Source organism: Methylobacterium sp. 001424705 (assembly GCF_059816145.1).
The window spans coordinates 33194-46618 of the sequence record NZ_JCBANU010000002.1; the positions used below are offsets into that span (position 1 = coordinate 33194).

Here is a 13425-nt window from a genome sequence, read left to right on the forward strand (position 1 = left end):
TCAGCGCACCTGCGACACGGGCTTGGGTGAGGCAGAACTCGGTGAATCGGAATTGGGCGACGCCGAGGTCGATGACGCAGGCTTGGGCGTGCCGGGCGCCTCGGCGGCCTCGCGCTCCGGTACCTCCGTATCACGGGGCTTCGGCTCGGCGTCGGCGGTGGCGATCTTCAGCTCGACGGTCTTCACCTGCTGGCCGACGGTGATCTTCTGCACGCCTTCGACGACCACCCGGTCGCCGGCCTTCAGGCCGGAGCGGATGACCCACTGGTTGTCGACCACCGGGCCGACTTCCACGGGCTGAAGCATGACCTTGCTGTCGTCGCGCACCACCCAGACCTCGGCTTTGCCGTCGTTGGTCCGCTGGATCGCCTGCTGCGGCACCGCGAGCGCATCGGTGTCGATGCCCTGCTTGATGCGGGCGCGCACGTACATCCCCGGGAAGAGCTCGTCATGCGGGTTCGGGAACAGCACGCGCAGGGTGACCTGCCCGGTGCTCGGGTCCGCCGTGACGTCGGAGAACAGCAGCTTGCCGGCCGAGCCGTAGAGCGTCCCGTCATCCATGATGATGTGAACGTTGGCCGTGTCCGCCGAGAGGCGCGAGAGCTCGCCGCTGGCGAGATCGCGGCGCAGCTTGTTCAGCTCGCCCACCGACTGGGTGATGTCGACGTAGATCGGGTCGAGCTGCTGGATGGTGGCGAGGTTGGCGGTGCCGCCCTGCTCCACCAGCGTGCCCTCGGTGAGGAGCGCGCGGCCGATGCGGCCGGAGATGGGCGCGCGGACGTCGGTCCAGTTGAGATTGAGCTTGGCCCGGTCGCGGGCCGCCTTGGCGCCGGCAACCTCGGCCTCGGCCTGCTTCAGGGCGGCGTAGGCGCTGTCGTACTGGGCCTGGCTCGCCGTCTGGCGCGAGAGCAGCTGCTCCAGGCGGTCGGCCTGCTGGCTCGCGAGGACCTGCGCGGCCTCCGTGCGGGCCAGCGCCGCCTCGGCGCTCTGCAGTTCGACCGCGAAGGGGGCCGGGTCGATCTTATAGAGGAGGTCGCCCTCCTTCACGAGGCTGCCCTGCTCGAACGTGCGCTTCACGACGAGGCCGGACACCCGCGAGCGGACCTCGGCGATGCGCAGGGGTGCCACGCGGCCGGGGAGATCCCGGACGTACGGAATCGGCTGCTCGCGGACGGTCACGATGTTGACCTCGGGGATCGGGCCCGGAACCGGCGCCGCGGCCTGCTGCTTCTGATTGCAGGCCGAGAGAGCGACCAGGACGACGCCCGCGGCGAGTGCGGTCGGCCGGGCCCCGAACAGGCGGTGGTTGAAAGACGTCACGATCGCGTCGCTCCTGCGAGATTCTGGCGGATGGCCCGCGTGGCGCAGGCCGGCATCGCCGCATTCAGGGTCCAGGGCCCCGTCGCCGCGAGCGGTCCGGGCCATGGCAAGCGCTGGGCCATGTGGCATGGCCGGGCGCGGTGGGGGCGGTGACAGGGGCCGAGGCATCGCCCGCGCCGCGGCGGCGCGGGTCGCATCGCTTAGACCCGGCCCGAATCGTCCGGTGACGATCCCGGAGATGGCCCACAATCTGGGCGTTCCGACGACACGGGTTGTATTCAACGCGAAAAAGTGACGTCGAATTCCGTGAGCGCCGGACGACTCCGGACCGTTCAGGCCGGGAGGGCGAGCCTGGGGGGGCGCTCGAGGGGAGCGACCGCGCGCGTCGCAAGGACCCGTAGGCTGCGGGGCATCGCGAGGCGATCCACCCTCTGCTTCGTCACGCGCGGGATCCGCAGGGTTGCGACGCTGCCGAAGCTGTCGTCGAGGTCGGCCATCGCAGCCGAGACGCGCGGGATCGTGTCCCGGTTCTCGGGCAGCAAGGCCTGAGACATCACGGTCTGGCGGGCGAAGCCGTGCGGTACGTCCCCCGCCATCCGCATCAGAGGCAGGACGGCGCAGACGAGGAGCAGGAGCGCGAGGAGACCGGACGCAAGCACGCCGACGGCGCGCACGACCGGGCGCGCCGCCGAGGGCGAAGCCGGTTCATGCACGTGCGAAGCCGCTTCGGCGGCGCGTGCGATCTGGACAGTGTTCGGTCTCACCGCACCGAGTCTGGGGATAGGCGGGCTTGGCCGCAAGTTCCTGCGGCATCGTGTCTGGGGGCCTGATGGCCCTCCGAGGGATCCCGAGTCGGGGCGTTGCCGGGATCACACAGGGGCACCGCGTTCGATCGCGGTGCGGTTGACCCCCCTTCCCCATCGCGCCAAGGCTCTCGCCCCCGACCACAAGCCTCCGGGAAAGCCGGGTCCTCGCGCCCGCCCTTTGCCGGTCCTCGGCTGGAGGAGAGACCATGCAGACGCGCCGCATTCTCGCCGCATCCGCCCTCGCGGCGGCCCTGACCGTATCGACCGGACCGGCCTTCGCCGGAAACCCGTTCGACAGCGGGCCGATCGCCGACTTCATGAACATCTTCAAGGAGCAGGCGATTCCGCGCGAGACCGTCGCCTGGAAGGGCGCCGAGAAGCCCGGCACCATCGTGGTCTCGACCAGCCAGCGGCGGCTCTACTACGTGCTCGGCGGCGGCCAGGCCGTGCGCTACGGCGTCGGCGTCGGCCGCCAGGGCTTCTCGTGGTCCGGCGAGAAGCACGTGACCATGAAGAAGGAGTGGCCGGATTGGCGCCCGCCGTCGCAGATGCTGGCGCGCCGCCCCGACCTGCCGCGCTTCATGGCCGGCGGCCAGGACAATCCGCTCGGCGCCCGGGCGCTCTACCTCGGCTCCTCGCTCTACCGCATCCACGGCTCGAACGAGCCCGAGACCATGGGCGCCGCCGTCTCCTCGGGCTGCATCCGCATGACCAACAAGGACGTGGTCGATCTCTACGATCGCGCCAAGGTCGGCACCAAGGTCGTCGTCCGCAACTGAGGCGTGCGTCCGGCGCTTCCCCTCGATCGCCATCCCGCCTCCAGTCGGCACTCACTGGACCATGACGTGAGGACGGGATGATCTTCGGGGTGGATATCGGCCTGATCGCGGGTCTGTTCGCGGTCGCGGTGGCGGCCGGCTGCGTCGACGCGATCGCGGGCGGCGGGGGTCTCCTGACCCTGCCGGCCCTGCTGCTCTCCGGCCTTGATCCCGTCTCGGCGATTGCCACGAACAAGCTCCAGGGCAGTGCCGGCGCGGTCTCCTCGACCCTCGCCTTCGCGCGCCGCCGCCTGATCCACTGGCCCGACGCCTGGAAGATCGCGGTGAGCGCCGGCTGCGCCTCGGTGGCGGGCGCGCTCTGCGTCAGCCTGCTGCCGCGCGCGGTGCTGGATGCCGCCGTGCCGATTCTCCTCGTGGCCATCGCGATCTACTTCGCGACCGCCAAGCGCATGAGCAACGAAGACGCCACCGCGCGGATCACCCCGAACTGGTTCGCCCTGACCTGGGCCCCGGCGGTCGGCTTCTACGACGGAGTGTTCGGCCCCGGCGCCGGCGCCTTCTACATGATCGGCTTCGTGACCCTGCTGGGATTGGGTGTGGTGAAGGGCACCGCCCACACCAAGCTCGCCAACGCCGCGAGCAACCTCGGCAGCCTCGCGCTCTTCGCGCTCGGCGGCCACGTCGTCTGGGCGATCGGCCTGATGATGGCGGTGGGCGCCTTCCTCGGAGCGCAGATCGGCTCGCGCCTGGCGATCCGCATGGGCGCCCGGCTGATCCGCCCGCTCCTCGTCACCATCGCCTGCCTGATGGCCCTGCGCCTCCTCTCCGACCCGGCCAACCCGCTGCGCCGGGTGGTGGCCGGATGGTTCGGGGGGTGACGGCCACTGCAGGGCGCCTGCGCCACTGAGAGGGCCGCGCGGTCTCCGCCGCCGTCGGCGCACGGTGTCGGCGGGAGCGCGTCACGATTTCTGCGCTGCCAGGACGTGCGCCACGATCGCGTTGGCGTGTCCATGCCCCATCCCGTGCTCGGCCTTCAGCATCGCCACGAGGTCCATGTGCTTGGCCGGAAGTCTCTCCCGGACGAGTTGCTGCCACGCCGCGATCGGGCGGCCGTACCGCTTCTCGATCGACGGGAAATACGACGCCGGTCCCTTGGTCGGTTCAGCCGGCATGGCAAAGCTTCCTCCGAAGGTGTCGGCGGCCCGATGTTTGCCGACGGGAGGCGCGGCTCGCAAGACCTCCGCGCCGGAGCCCGGTCGGAGCGACGAGGTGCGATGAGCGTCCCCGCGCCGTTTCCCGTCGCGACCCCGAGACATCGCGTCCGGTCGGAGCCGCTCCAGGCCGTTCGGTCCCGTCAGAACGTATAGGAGGCGGACACGACGAAGGTCCGGGGCGAGGCGACCGTCACGAAGGTGCCCGTCGTCAGCCAGTACCGGTTGTCCGCCACGTTCTCGACGTTGAAGCGGAAGACGAACGGCCTGTCGTCGAGGATCGTCGCGTAGCGGAAGCCAAGGTCGAACCGCGTCCAGTCCGGGAAGCGGACGGTGTTGGCGCCGGTGAGATAGGAGCCGGAGGTGTAGAGGACCCGGCCGTTCAGGGCGAGGCCCGGGACCCAGGGGGTATCCCATTCGAGGCCGGCGGAGACGGTCAGGTCCGGGACGCCCGCGGCGTCGTTCCCGCGCTGGAGCGGGTCGATCGGCTTGGTCAGTTCGGGACGCAGGAAGGTCGCGCTCGCGAATCCGCGCAGGGTCGGTGCGAGCGCCCCGAAGGCCGACAGCTCCAGACCCTGGTTGCGCTGCTCGCCGTTATACGCCAGGGTGTTGGTCGCCGTCTGGACCTGGTCCGGCCGGCTGATCTGGAACAGGGCCGCCGTCGTCGTGATGGTGCCCCAGTCGACCTTGATGCCGACTTCCTGCTGATCCGATTTGTAGGGACTCAGGATCGCGCCCGCGTTGCTGTAGCCGGGTCCCACGATGGTGCCGGCCGTCAGGCCTTCGGCATAGTTCGCGTACAGGGAGACGTTCTTCCAGGGCTTGAACACGATGCCGGCGAGCGGCGACGTGGCGTCCGCGTCGTATTCGCTGGTCCGCGCCTGGGTGACGGTGTCGTAGCTCTTTTGGTTCACCATCTGATAGCGGACGCCGGCGGTCAGCAGGACGGTGTCGTCGAAGGCCGACATCGTGTCGGCGACGGCGACGCTCGTCAGGGTGGTCCCGGCATAGCGCTGCGGGGCGATCCGCTCGCCGGTCACGACTGGCAGCGGCGCCGGCCGATAGATGTTGGACGGGACCGACTCGTCGGCCGAGTTCGCCACGTAGGCGTAGCCGTCCTCCCGCGTGAACCCGGTATAGACGAGGTTCACCGAGTGATTGATGAACCCGGTGTCGAAGCGGGCCTTGAGACCGGCATTGCCGCTGACGGTGCTGCTGTAGGAATCGTAGAAGGCGTTCACGAGCCGGAAGTTGCCGAGAACGTCGGCACCGCTCGGGAAGCCGAACACTCGGTAATCCGGGAAGGTCTGCCGATTGGACCCCGCGCGATATCCGATCCCGCCATAGGCCGTCAGCCAGTCGGTCAGATCGTATTCCAGGAAGGAGGCGACCGTGTTGTCCCGCTGCTGGAGCTGCGTCCCCGGGAACCAGTTGCTGCGCCCGCTGGGCGGGCGCGGAATGAAGGCGATATCCGATTGCAGGCCGATCTGCGGCCGGAAATTCTTGGTGTCGTCGTTCTGGGAGATCACGTCGAGCGCCCAGCGCAGGCGCTCACCCTGATAGTCGAGGGACAGGGCCCCGAGTCCCGTCCGCAGGTTTCCGTCCCGGATCGTCGCCTCGCCGTCCCGGGCCAGGCCGTTGAAGCGGACGCCCCATTCCTTGTTCTCGCCGCCGCGGGTGCTGGCATCGACATGAACACCGAAATTGCCGGGGCTGATGTATTGCGGCGTCACCTGGACGAAGGGCACATCGAGGGCGCGTTTCGTGACGATGTTGATGCTGCCGCCGACGCTGCCGCCCGGCGGAATGCCGTACATGAACGCGCCGGGTCCCTTCAGAAGCTCGATGCGCTCGATGTACTGCGCCGCCACGCGATTGGACGAGACCAGGCCGTAGAGGCCGTTCAACCCGACATCCTGCGCCTGAACCTCGAAGCCGCGGATCTGGAAGGTGTCGCTGAAGCCGTTGCTGGCCGTCGTCAGGCGGACTGAAGCGTCGTTGACGAGGGTGTCGGCCGCGGTGCGCGCCTGCTGGTCCTGGATGACCTGCTGCGTGAAGTTGACGGTGCTGAACGGCGTGTTCAGGGCGTCCCGGGTTCCGAGCACACCGAGGGATCCGCCCCGCGCGAACTGGCCCCCGGCATAGGGCGGCGGCAGATCCTTCAGGAGCCCAACGCCCTGGCCGCCGCGCCCCGTCCCGCCGGAAGGCCCCGCCACCGAAAGCTCGTCGAGCCGCACGGATTCTTGCGCTTTGGCGCTCGACGTCAGACCTACCGAGCTGAAGACCAGCGCAGTCGTGCTGATCAAAGCATACATCGAGGTTGCTGACAGCGCTGAGGTGATCTTGCGCACCCGTAGATCCTTGTGCTGGCGCCCGCGCCGCGTATCGAACTCTCGAGAATTACCTTAGAGTGATCCTAAATTGCTCATCGATACGTCGACATGTCTGGCGGTTAGTCGATCACGCACTGGTGATCAAGCGTCGGCAGGAAACGGTTCGAGGCCCGTGCCTTTGCGGCAACAATTCCTAATTGTTCTAATGCGGAAGTACCGGAAATCGGGGGTGCGGAGGGGGGCTTCGCTCCGGCCCCGGTCGGTCGCTGCGCGGATTTTTGGGCGATGATCCGGCGCATGTGTCCAGAAAAGCAGGTCGACCCAGGTGTCCTGACGATCTGATTTGAAGACTTCTTGCGAGCGGCCGGCAGACTGTATTCGACGATGACTGGAAGTGGAATTACAGTCCTGCGCACGAGACGCGCCGGCTTTCACGCAGACGGGGCGACGTTTCGGACGGGGGCGACTGTGTCGGCGGCAGCCTGAGCGACGCGATCCGAGCGCATATCGCGGAGCCGGCCCGCACCGGAAACGCCGGGGGCGCCCGCGGCGACGAGATCCGTCGCGGCATCGCCGATGGCATCGCGCAGTGCGCGCGGGGCCTGGATTCGAAGCCAGGGGAGCGGGGGCTCGACCAGGCGACGGGCACCGGTTGAGGGTCCGCGGCGGAGCAGGCCAAAGCCGAGAATCTCGTCGTCGCTGCCCGGGGCGTGGACGCCGAGGCCCGGTCCTTCGCGGACGGAGCGTTCGGCGGGGTGGCCCCGCCCCTCGGCGGGATGGTCGCGGGCCGTCCCGCGACCGCCGCCGCGGGTCTGCCGGCGAGCAGGGCGCCGAGTCGCCGGGGAGCGGTTCGCCGACGGCGACGGCCCGATCTGGCCCGGGACTGCGTCGCCTTTCACGTCCGGTTCACGACCCCGCACGGCATCCGCCGCTCGTTGCCACCGGACCAGCCCGCCCGGCCCGTCATGCGCCGGGCCGGGATCGGGGGGTCAGCGCGGCATGAACGCCCAGTAGTCGAGGTCGAGGATCACCGACGGGTCGTAGGCGTCGCCGACCTTGTCGGGATGGTTGCCGCAGGGCTGGTTCTTGGTGGCCACCGTGCGCAGGCGTAGCGCCCCGATGTCGGTGCGGCCGGGAAGCTCGGCGGTTTCCAGGACCTCGCTCCAGGCATAGACCGTGTCGCCGGCGAAGAGCGGGGCGACGTGACGGCCGGCATTGATGCCCGCCAGCGCGAAGGCGTTGCCGAGGCCGTTGAAGCTCAGCGCCCGGGCCAGGGAGATCACGACGCCGCCGTAGATCAGCCGGCGGCCGAAGCGGGTGTCCTTGGCGGCGTAGCCGTCGAAATGCACCTTGGCGGTGTTCTGGTAGAGGCGGGTGGCGATCTGATGCTCGGCCTCCTCGACGGTCATGCCGTCGACATGGTCGATCTTCTCACCGACGACGTAGTCGCCGAATCGGTGGGGCGAGCCTGAGAGCGCGCAATCATAGGCGGCCGGGTTCAAGGGCGGCAGGGCGCCGGCGAGGTCGGCCGGGTCCACCACCTTGGCGAAGGTCGGCACGTGCTCCTGCGCGATCTTGGCCTCGGGGTCGCGTTTCTTCACCAGCACCCAGCGGCAGTAGCTCAGCACGGTCTCGCCGTTGGCGTCCGAGCCGGTGGAGCGCACGTAGACGACGCCGGTCTGGCGGTTCGAGCTCTCCTTCAGGCCGATGACCTCGGAGACCGTCGAGAGGGTCTCGCCCGGATAGACCGGCCGGCGGAAGCCGCCCTCGGCGTAGCCGAGATTGGCCAGCGCGTTGAGGGAGATGTCCGGCACGGTCTTGCCGAAGACCACGTGGAAGGTGAGGAGGTCGTCGAGGGGGCTCTGCGGATAGCCGATGGCGCGCGCGAAGGCGTCCGAGGACTGCACGGCGAAGCGCGGGCCGTAGAGCGACGTGTAGAGCGCGACGTCGCCGAGGGTGACCGTGCGAGGCGTGGCGTGACGGAGGGTTTCCCCGAGGCGGTAATCCTCGAAGAATCGGCCGGGATTGGTCTTCATGACGGTCTCGTCCCCAGGGCGACGCGGTGGCGCGTCTGTTTTTTTGATGTCGGGCGGGCCGTCGTTGCGCCCCGCCCCTCGAAAGCCCGACCGGTCAGCGGATGTAGACGGAGGTCTGCGTCGGCACGAATTCGTGCAGCAGGCGGCTGGCGAACAGCAGCAGCAGCACCAGCACGATCGGCGAGAGATCGACGCCGCCGAGGTTGGGCAGGATGTTTCGGATCGGGCGCAGCACCGGCTCGGTGAGGCGGTAGAGCACCTCGCCGATCTGCGACACGATCGGGTTGCGGACATTCACCACATTGAACGCCACGAGCCAGCTCAGGACGGCGCTGGCGATGAGGACGTAGATGTAGAGCTGCACGACGGTGTCGAAGAGCCAGATGAAGGCGTTCATGCGCGGAAACGATGTCCTCGTGGCCCGCGCCCGCGGGACGCATCACGCCCACGCAAAGCTGCAGGATTTCGGGAATTGACAGGTCGGCGTGAGCGAGCCTAAAAGGCCGCCACCCCGGAACGGGGCTGTAGCTCAGATGGGAGAGCGCCGCAATCGCACTGCGGAGGTCAGCGGTTCGATCCCGCTCAGCTCCACCAGGTTTCCCCAACGCGGGACGGCCGGTGGTTTTCCAACCCGCGATCCGACCTAATCCGAAGCCCGCTCCGGGCCGGACTCAGTCGTCCTTCAGCGGATCGTGTCCCCAATTCATCAGCGACAGGCGCCAGGGGGACTCCTTCACCTTGTCGGCCTCCTTCGGGCCGCCCTGCTTGAGGTGACGGTGCACGTAGCCGACGACCTTGGCCATGTGCGCGTAGTCGTCGTCGGTGAGGTTGGTCTTCTTGGTGCGCAGAAGCTCGACGATGCGCCGCCCCTCGCGGTGGCCGGTGGCTTCGCCGCCATCCTTCTTCTGGCCGACCGACTGGCTCTCGTCGGTCTCCAGGAACGCGTCGAGCTTGGCCGCCGTCATGTTCACGGCCTCGTGGAACGCCTTGTAGGTCTCGGCGTGGTCGTCGCCCTTGTCTGCCATGCGGTTCTCTCCCGAAACGATCGGGCGGAAAACCGGGGTGAAACCCGCGCGGTTCCGACCCCGCGACGGCGCGTCCGCTCAGGCGATCAGTTGGGCCGCGCCTACGCGATCAACCCGGCCGTGCCTATGCGATCAACCGGGCCGCGGCTACGCGATCAACCAAGCCACGCCCATCACGCCGGCCAGGAATATCCCGTAGGTCACCAGGACGGCGACGATCTCACGGTGCTGGATGACGATGTTTTCTGAGGCGGACAGCATGGCGGTATGGCCGGGAGTGAAACGAGACCCTTCATCTCACGCCCGGCCTGAGAATTCGATGATCAGAACCACGGCGCCGACGAGGAAATTGCCGATGTCTCCCGGCGGCCACAGAGGCGTGCGCGGCCTCCTCAGGCCGGACGGTCGGCCGGCTGGTCGAACAGGAAGTCGTCGACGGCCGGGATGGTGACCGCGAGGCCGGCACCCGCGCCGTAGCTCGCCTTCGAGAGGCGCCACGGCGACTCGGTCCGGGCGCGGATGGCCTCGGACGGGCGCAGGCGCCGCGGCGTGCCGTCGGCCCCGATCTCCTCGATCAAGACGAAGCCGTAGACCTGGAGCCGCGCCGCGATCAGCTTGGTCTCGCGGTCGCCCGCCGCCACGGACAGGCTGCCCGTGGCATAAACCGAATCCATCAGGGCACGCTGCTCGCTGCGCCGGGCCGCGAGGCCGCCGCGGGGCGCCGACGGGGCTGCCGCCGACGGCTGGGGGCGGAGGGCGCGTCGGAAGGGGACCACATTGTCCATCGTCGCCGGAACGCTGCCCATACGCCACTGTCCTCACGCTGCACTCGAAGGGCCGGGCGAACGCCCCGGCACATCCCCTGATTTCGACGGTTCCGCTTAATGGGCCGCTAACGTTACCGGTCGGCGACGTCCCGTTTCCGGGCCGAACCACCGGTGCACGGCCGCGCTTGTGGATCGCTCGGCGGAATGGTCTACCGGGCCGGCAGGTCCGGCCGGAGAGGAGCGCGCGGCATGGCATCCATCTTCGAGGCCCACAGCTTCGCGATGATCGCGCATGCGGGGCAAATCGATAAAGGCGGGCAACCCTACATTCGCCACCTAGAGCGGGTCGCCAATGCGGCGGTCGGCCGGGCGGGGCACGCGAAATCGGTGGACCGCCTCGCCATCGAGCCGATGGAGGTGATGCAGGCCGCGATCCTCCACGACGTCCTCGAGGACACCCCGACCACTCCGATCGCCCTGCGGGCCGAAGGCTTTTCCGACGCTGTCATCGCTATGGTGGTGATGCTGACGAAGTCCGCCGAGCCGGTGCCGTACGACGCACGCATCTCCGCCCTGATCGCCAGGGGCCATCTCGGCGGGCTGCTGATCAAGATGTCCGACACGGAGGACAATCTCAGCCCCGACCGGACGCTGGCGAACGGCGAAGCCCGGCATGCGCGCTACGCGGAGGCGTTCGACCGCCTGAAGGCCGCCGCCGCCGCGCTCGGCTACACGGGTTCGTAGTCGGGCTCGCAAAAAGCCCCGCAGTGGGGCTGCGGGGCTCGGAACGCACTCAGGCCGTTCGACGGACCCCGATGGGGCCTGCTCACGGGCTTACTTGCGGGCTTACTTGCGGGCTTACTTGCCGCTGGGGGCCGCGCCGCTGCCGGTCTCGCCGTTGCCGCCGGTGCTGCCGCCGGGCGCGCCGACGGTCGCGGTGCTGGGCCCGCCGGAGGTGCCAGCCGGGGCCATGGTCGAACCCGTGGTGGCGGGGGCGCCCATCCGCTCCATCGACTTCTCGCTGTTGCTCTTCACGCTGCCCGGATTGTTCATGTTGCCCTCGGTGCCCGTCGCGGTCTGCGCGAAGGCGGTCCCCGTCAGGGCCAGGGCGATCGAGCCGGCAAAGGCAAGGGTCTTGATAGACATGCTGCGGTATCTCCCAGTTTTCGTTAGCTGATCGACCAACGCAGGCCCGCAATCAATTGTTCAAATTCTTTATCCAGGCTTGGCCCGCCCGGCACCGATCCCGTGGTCCGGTGTGGCGCGAACGATTCCGATCGTCGTGCCCGGTCGCGGGCACATTCGGCGGTGACCCACTCGACCCCGGCGAAGCGGGAGCCGGCGGCGCCGGCTCCCGCGCGGTCCTCAGGTGTCACTCTCGGCCCGGTCGGTGTTCTGCTCGGCCTCGTCGTAGGTGTAGCCCTCGAGCCAGTCGGCGCTGTTCTGCGAGCCGGCCGGATAGGGATTGACGGAGTCCGGCTGGCCAGCCTGCTTGGCCGCCCTGCCCTCGTCCATCACCATCTTGGATACCACTGCCATGTCGTGCGCTCCCGTTTGGACCTGTGCCTTACGGTAGGGCGCCGCCGGCGCGCGGGGACCCTCGGGCCCGCAAAAACCCGCCGCGGCCGGCGCCGGGCGGGTTTCCGTCGCCCGGGCGGAGCGGCTCCGCCCGGGACCACGCCGCTCAGGCGAGCTTGGTGGTGAAGCGGGCCGTGGTCTTGGCGCGGACCTCGTCCTCGGTAACGCCGTCGGCGAGTTCGACCAGCGTCATGCCCCCGTCGCCCTTCTTGTCGATGGCGAAGACGCCGAGGTCGGTGATGACCATGTCGACCACGTGGGTGCCGGTGAGCGGCAGGTCGCAGGCGTCCAGCAGCTTGGGGCTCTCCGAGCCGTCCTTGCCCTTGGCGGTGTGCTCCATCACCACCACCACCTTCTTGACGCCGGCCACGAGGTCCATGGCGCCGCCCATGCCCTTCACCATCTTGCCCGGGATCATCCAGTTGGCGAGGTCGCCGTTCTCGGCCACCTGCATCGCGCCGAGGATCGACAGGTTGATGTGGCCGCCCCGGATCATCCCGAAGGATTCGGCCGAGGAGAAGTAGCTGGTGGTGGGCAGCGCGGTGATCGTCTGCTTGCCGGCATTGATCAGGTCGGCATCCTCCTCGCCCTCGTAGGGGAAGGGGCCCATGCCGAGCATGCCGTTCTCGGATTGCAGCTGCACCGACATCCCGTCCGGGATGTAGTTCGACACGAGGGTTGGGATGCCGATGCCGAGGTTCACGTAGTAGCCGTCCTGCAGCTCTCGTGCGGCGCGCTCGGCCATCTGTTCGCGGGTCCAGGCCATGATCGTGGTCTCCTTGTCGGCTCTCAGACGGCGGCGGGCGGCACGGCGGGCTCGCCGCGCTTGCGGGTGGTGCGCTGCTCGATGCGCTTCTCGCGCTCCGGCACGTGGACGAGGCGCTTCACGAAGATGCCGGGGGTGATGATGGTGTCGGGATCGATCTCGCCGGGCTGCACCAGATGCTCCACCTGGGCCACGGTGATCGTGGCGGCGGTGGCCATCATCGGATTGAAGTTCCGCGCCGTCTTCCGGTAGATCAGGTTGCCCTCGGTGTCGCCCTTCCAGGCGTGGACGATGGCGAGGTCCGCGAACAGGCCGCGCTCCATCACGTAGTCCTCGCCGTCGAATTCGCGCACGTCCTTGCCCTCGGCGATCAGGGTACCGACGCCGGTCTTGGTATAGAAGGCCGGGATGCCGGCGCCGCCGGCGCGGATGCGCTCGGCCAGCGTGCCCTGGGGGTTGAACTCGATGGCGAGCTCGCCGCCGAGGTACTGGCGGGCGAATTCCTTGTTCTCGCCCACATAGGACGAGATCATCTTGGCGACCTGGCGGGTTTCCAGGAGCTTGCCGAGGCCGACGCCGTCGATGCCGGCATTGTTGGAGACCACGGTCAGGTTCTTCACCCCGGACGCGCGGATCGCATCGATCAGGGCGTCGGGAATCCCGCAGAGGCCGAAGCCGCCGCACATGATCATCATGCCGTCCTTCAGCACGCCGGCCAGCGCCGCCGTGGCGTCGGGATAAACCTTCTTCATGGATGCCCTCCTGTGTGGTTCTGTTCTTCGTCGGCGCGACCGTCACGCGAAA

At 68.7% G+C, this 13425-nt stretch carries 15 protein-coding genes and 1 tRNA gene; 4 read left to right on the plus strand and 12 right to left on the minus strand.

The window, feature by feature from the left end; genetic code table 11:
• The gene (locus AC6EUL_RS02365; protein WP_499868884.1) at positions 1–1299 is read right to left on the minus strand and encodes an efflux RND transporter periplasmic adaptor subunit; all 1299 of its coding nucleotides are present in this window, start codon (positions 1297–1299) and stop codon (positions 1–3) included.
• A 353-nt stretch (positions 1300–1652) separates the two neighbouring features.
• Positions 1653–2084 carry a hypothetical protein gene (locus AC6EUL_RS02370; protein ID WP_499868657.1) on the minus strand — a complete coding sequence of 144 codons (432 nt, stop codon included), beginning with the start codon at positions 2082–2084 and terminating at the stop codon, positions 1653–1655.
• A 248-nt stretch (positions 2085–2332) separates the two neighbouring features.
• Between AC6EUL_RS02370 and AC6EUL_RS02375 the strand changes: the two genes are divergently transcribed.
• Together AC6EUL_RS02375 and AC6EUL_RS02380 are read left to right on the plus strand one after the other, a co-directional pair.
• Positions 2333–2905 carry a L,D-transpeptidase gene (locus tag AC6EUL_RS02375; protein ID WP_499868659.1) on the plus strand — a complete coding sequence of 191 codons (573 nt, stop codon included), beginning with the start codon at positions 2333–2335 and terminating at the stop codon, positions 2903–2905.
• Between the two features lie 77 nt (positions 2906–2982).
• Positions 2983–3783 carry a TSUP family transporter gene (locus AC6EUL_RS02380; RefSeq protein WP_056272575.1) on the plus strand — a complete coding sequence of 267 codons (801 nt, stop codon included), beginning with the start codon at positions 2983–2985 and terminating at the stop codon, positions 3781–3783.
• An 81-nt stretch (positions 3784–3864) separates the two neighbouring features.
• Here AC6EUL_RS02380 and AC6EUL_RS02385 read toward each other — a convergent pair whose 3' ends face one another.
• From AC6EUL_RS02385 to AC6EUL_RS02400, 4 genes are all read right to left on the minus strand, one after another.
• Positions 3865–4077, minus strand: coding sequence for a DUF4287 domain-containing protein (locus AC6EUL_RS02385; RefSeq protein WP_056272578.1), 213 nt, complete (start codon positions 4075–4077; stop codon positions 3865–3867).
• A 182-nt stretch (positions 4078–4259) separates the two neighbouring features.
• Positions 4260–6431 carry a TonB-dependent receptor gene (locus AC6EUL_RS02390; protein WP_499868886.1) on the minus strand — a complete coding sequence of 724 codons (2172 nt, stop codon included), beginning with the start codon at positions 6429–6431 and terminating at the stop codon, positions 4260–4262.
• Between the two features lie 1007 nt (positions 6432–7438).
• On the minus strand, positions 7439–8485 hold the full coding sequence (locus tag AC6EUL_RS02395; RefSeq protein ID WP_056272585.1) for a MaoC family dehydratase: 1047 nt from the start codon (positions 8483–8485) through the stop codon (positions 7439–7441).
• Positions 8486–8579: 94 nt separating this feature from the next.
• Positions 8580–8882: a YggT family protein gene (locus tag AC6EUL_RS02400; RefSeq protein ID WP_056211211.1), complete on the minus strand. Its 303-nt coding sequence runs from the start codon at positions 8880–8882 to the stop codon at positions 8580–8582.
• Positions 8883–9003: 121 nt separating this feature from the next.
• Between AC6EUL_RS02400 and AC6EUL_RS02405 the strand changes: the two genes are divergently transcribed.
• A tRNA-Ala gene (locus AC6EUL_RS02405) sits at positions 9004–9079 on the plus strand.
• Positions 9080–9156: 77 nt separating this feature from the next.
• Here AC6EUL_RS02405 and AC6EUL_RS02410 read toward each other — a convergent pair.
• Positions 9157–9510 (minus strand): DUF3140 domain-containing protein, encoded by a 354-nt coding sequence (locus tag AC6EUL_RS02410; protein WP_499868663.1) that lies wholly within the window; start codon positions 9508–9510, stop codon positions 9157–9159.
• A gap of 392 nt (positions 9511–9902) precedes the next feature.
• Positions 9903–10316, minus strand: coding sequence for a hypothetical protein (locus AC6EUL_RS02415; RefSeq protein WP_056211207.1), 414 nt, complete (start codon positions 10314–10316; stop codon positions 9903–9905).
• Positions 10317–10481: 165 nt separating this feature from the next.
• On the opposite strand from AC6EUL_RS02415, the gene AC6EUL_RS02420 reads away from it, so the two are divergent.
• Positions 10482–11021, plus strand: coding sequence for an HD domain-containing protein (locus AC6EUL_RS02420; protein WP_499868665.1), 540 nt, complete (start codon positions 10482–10484; stop codon positions 11019–11021).
• Between the two features lie 114 nt (positions 11022–11135).
• Here AC6EUL_RS02420 and AC6EUL_RS02425 read toward each other — a convergent pair whose 3' ends face one another.
• From AC6EUL_RS02425 to AC6EUL_RS02440, 4 genes are all read right to left on the minus strand, one after another.
• Positions 11136–11423, minus strand: a complete 288-nt coding sequence (locus AC6EUL_RS02425; protein WP_056354045.1) for a hypothetical protein — start codon at positions 11421–11423, stop codon at positions 11136–11138.
• Between the two features lie 219 nt (positions 11424–11642).
• On the minus strand, positions 11643–11816 hold the full coding sequence (locus tag AC6EUL_RS02430) for a hypothetical protein (protein ID WP_499868667.1): 174 nt from the start codon (positions 11814–11816) through the stop codon (positions 11643–11645).
• Positions 11817–11961: 145 nt separating this feature from the next.
• Positions 11962–12621 carry a 3-oxoacid CoA-transferase subunit B gene (locus AC6EUL_RS02435; RefSeq protein WP_056211202.1) on the minus strand — a complete coding sequence of 220 codons (660 nt, stop codon included), beginning with the start codon at positions 12619–12621 and terminating at the stop codon, positions 11962–11964.
• A gap of 23 nt (positions 12622–12644) precedes the next feature.
• The gene (locus AC6EUL_RS02440; protein ID WP_056211200.1) at positions 12645–13373 is read right to left on the minus strand and encodes a CoA transferase subunit A; all 729 of its coding nucleotides are present in this window, start codon (positions 13371–13373) and stop codon (positions 12645–12647) included.
• Positions 13374–13425: the final 52 nt, after the last annotated feature.

What these genes read in the sequence shown, in the direction of transcription:
- AC6EUL_RS02440 (WP_056211200.1), bottom strand. Translation starts at nt 13,373, where the DNA reads ATGAAGAAGGTTTATCCCGACGCCACGGCGGCGCTGGCCGGCGTGCTG.
- AC6EUL_RS02390 (WP_499868886.1), bottom strand. Translation starts at nt 6,431, where the DNA reads ATGTATGCTTTGATCAGCACGACTGCGCTGGTCTTCAGCTCGGTAGGT.
- AC6EUL_RS02385 (WP_056272578.1), bottom strand. Translation starts at nt 4,077, where the DNA reads ATGCCGGCTGAACCGACCAAGGGACCGGCGTCGTATTTCCCGTCGATC.
- AC6EUL_RS02435 (WP_056211202.1), bottom strand. Translation starts at nt 12,621, where the DNA reads ATGGCCTGGACCCGCGAACAGATGGCCGAGCGCGCCGCACGAGAGCTG.
- AC6EUL_RS02395 (WP_056272585.1), bottom strand. Translation starts at nt 8,485, where the DNA reads ATGAAGACCAATCCCGGCCGATTCTTCGAGGATTACCGCCTCGGGGAA.
- AC6EUL_RS02410 (WP_499868663.1), bottom strand. Translation starts at nt 9,510, where the DNA reads ATGGCAGACAAGGGCGACGACCACGCCGAGACCTACAAGGCGTTCCAC.
- AC6EUL_RS02380 (WP_056272575.1), top strand. Translation starts at nt 2,983, where the DNA reads ATGATCTTCGGGGTGGATATCGGCCTGATCGCGGGTCTGTTCGCGGTC.
- AC6EUL_RS02430 (WP_499868667.1), bottom strand. Translation starts at nt 11,816, where the DNA reads ATGGCAGTGGTATCCAAGATGGTGATGGACGAGGGCAGGGCGGCCAAG.
- AC6EUL_RS02400 (WP_056211211.1), bottom strand. Translation starts at nt 8,882, where the DNA reads ATGAACGCCTTCATCTGGCTCTTCGACACCGTCGTGCAGCTCTACATC.
- AC6EUL_RS02420 (WP_499868665.1), top strand. Translation starts at nt 10,482, where the DNA reads ATGGTCTACCGGGCCGGCAGGTCCGGCCGGAGAGGAGCGCGCGGCATG.
- AC6EUL_RS02425 (WP_056354045.1), bottom strand. Translation starts at nt 11,423, where the DNA reads ATGTCTATCAAGACCCTTGCCTTTGCCGGCTCGATCGCCCTGGCCCTG.
- AC6EUL_RS02415 (WP_056211207.1), bottom strand. Translation starts at nt 10,316, where the DNA reads ATGGGCAGCGTTCCGGCGACGATGGACAATGTGGTCCCCTTCCGACGC.
- AC6EUL_RS02375 (WP_499868659.1), top strand. Translation starts at nt 2,333, where the DNA reads ATGCAGACGCGCCGCATTCTCGCCGCATCCGCCCTCGCGGCGGCCCTG.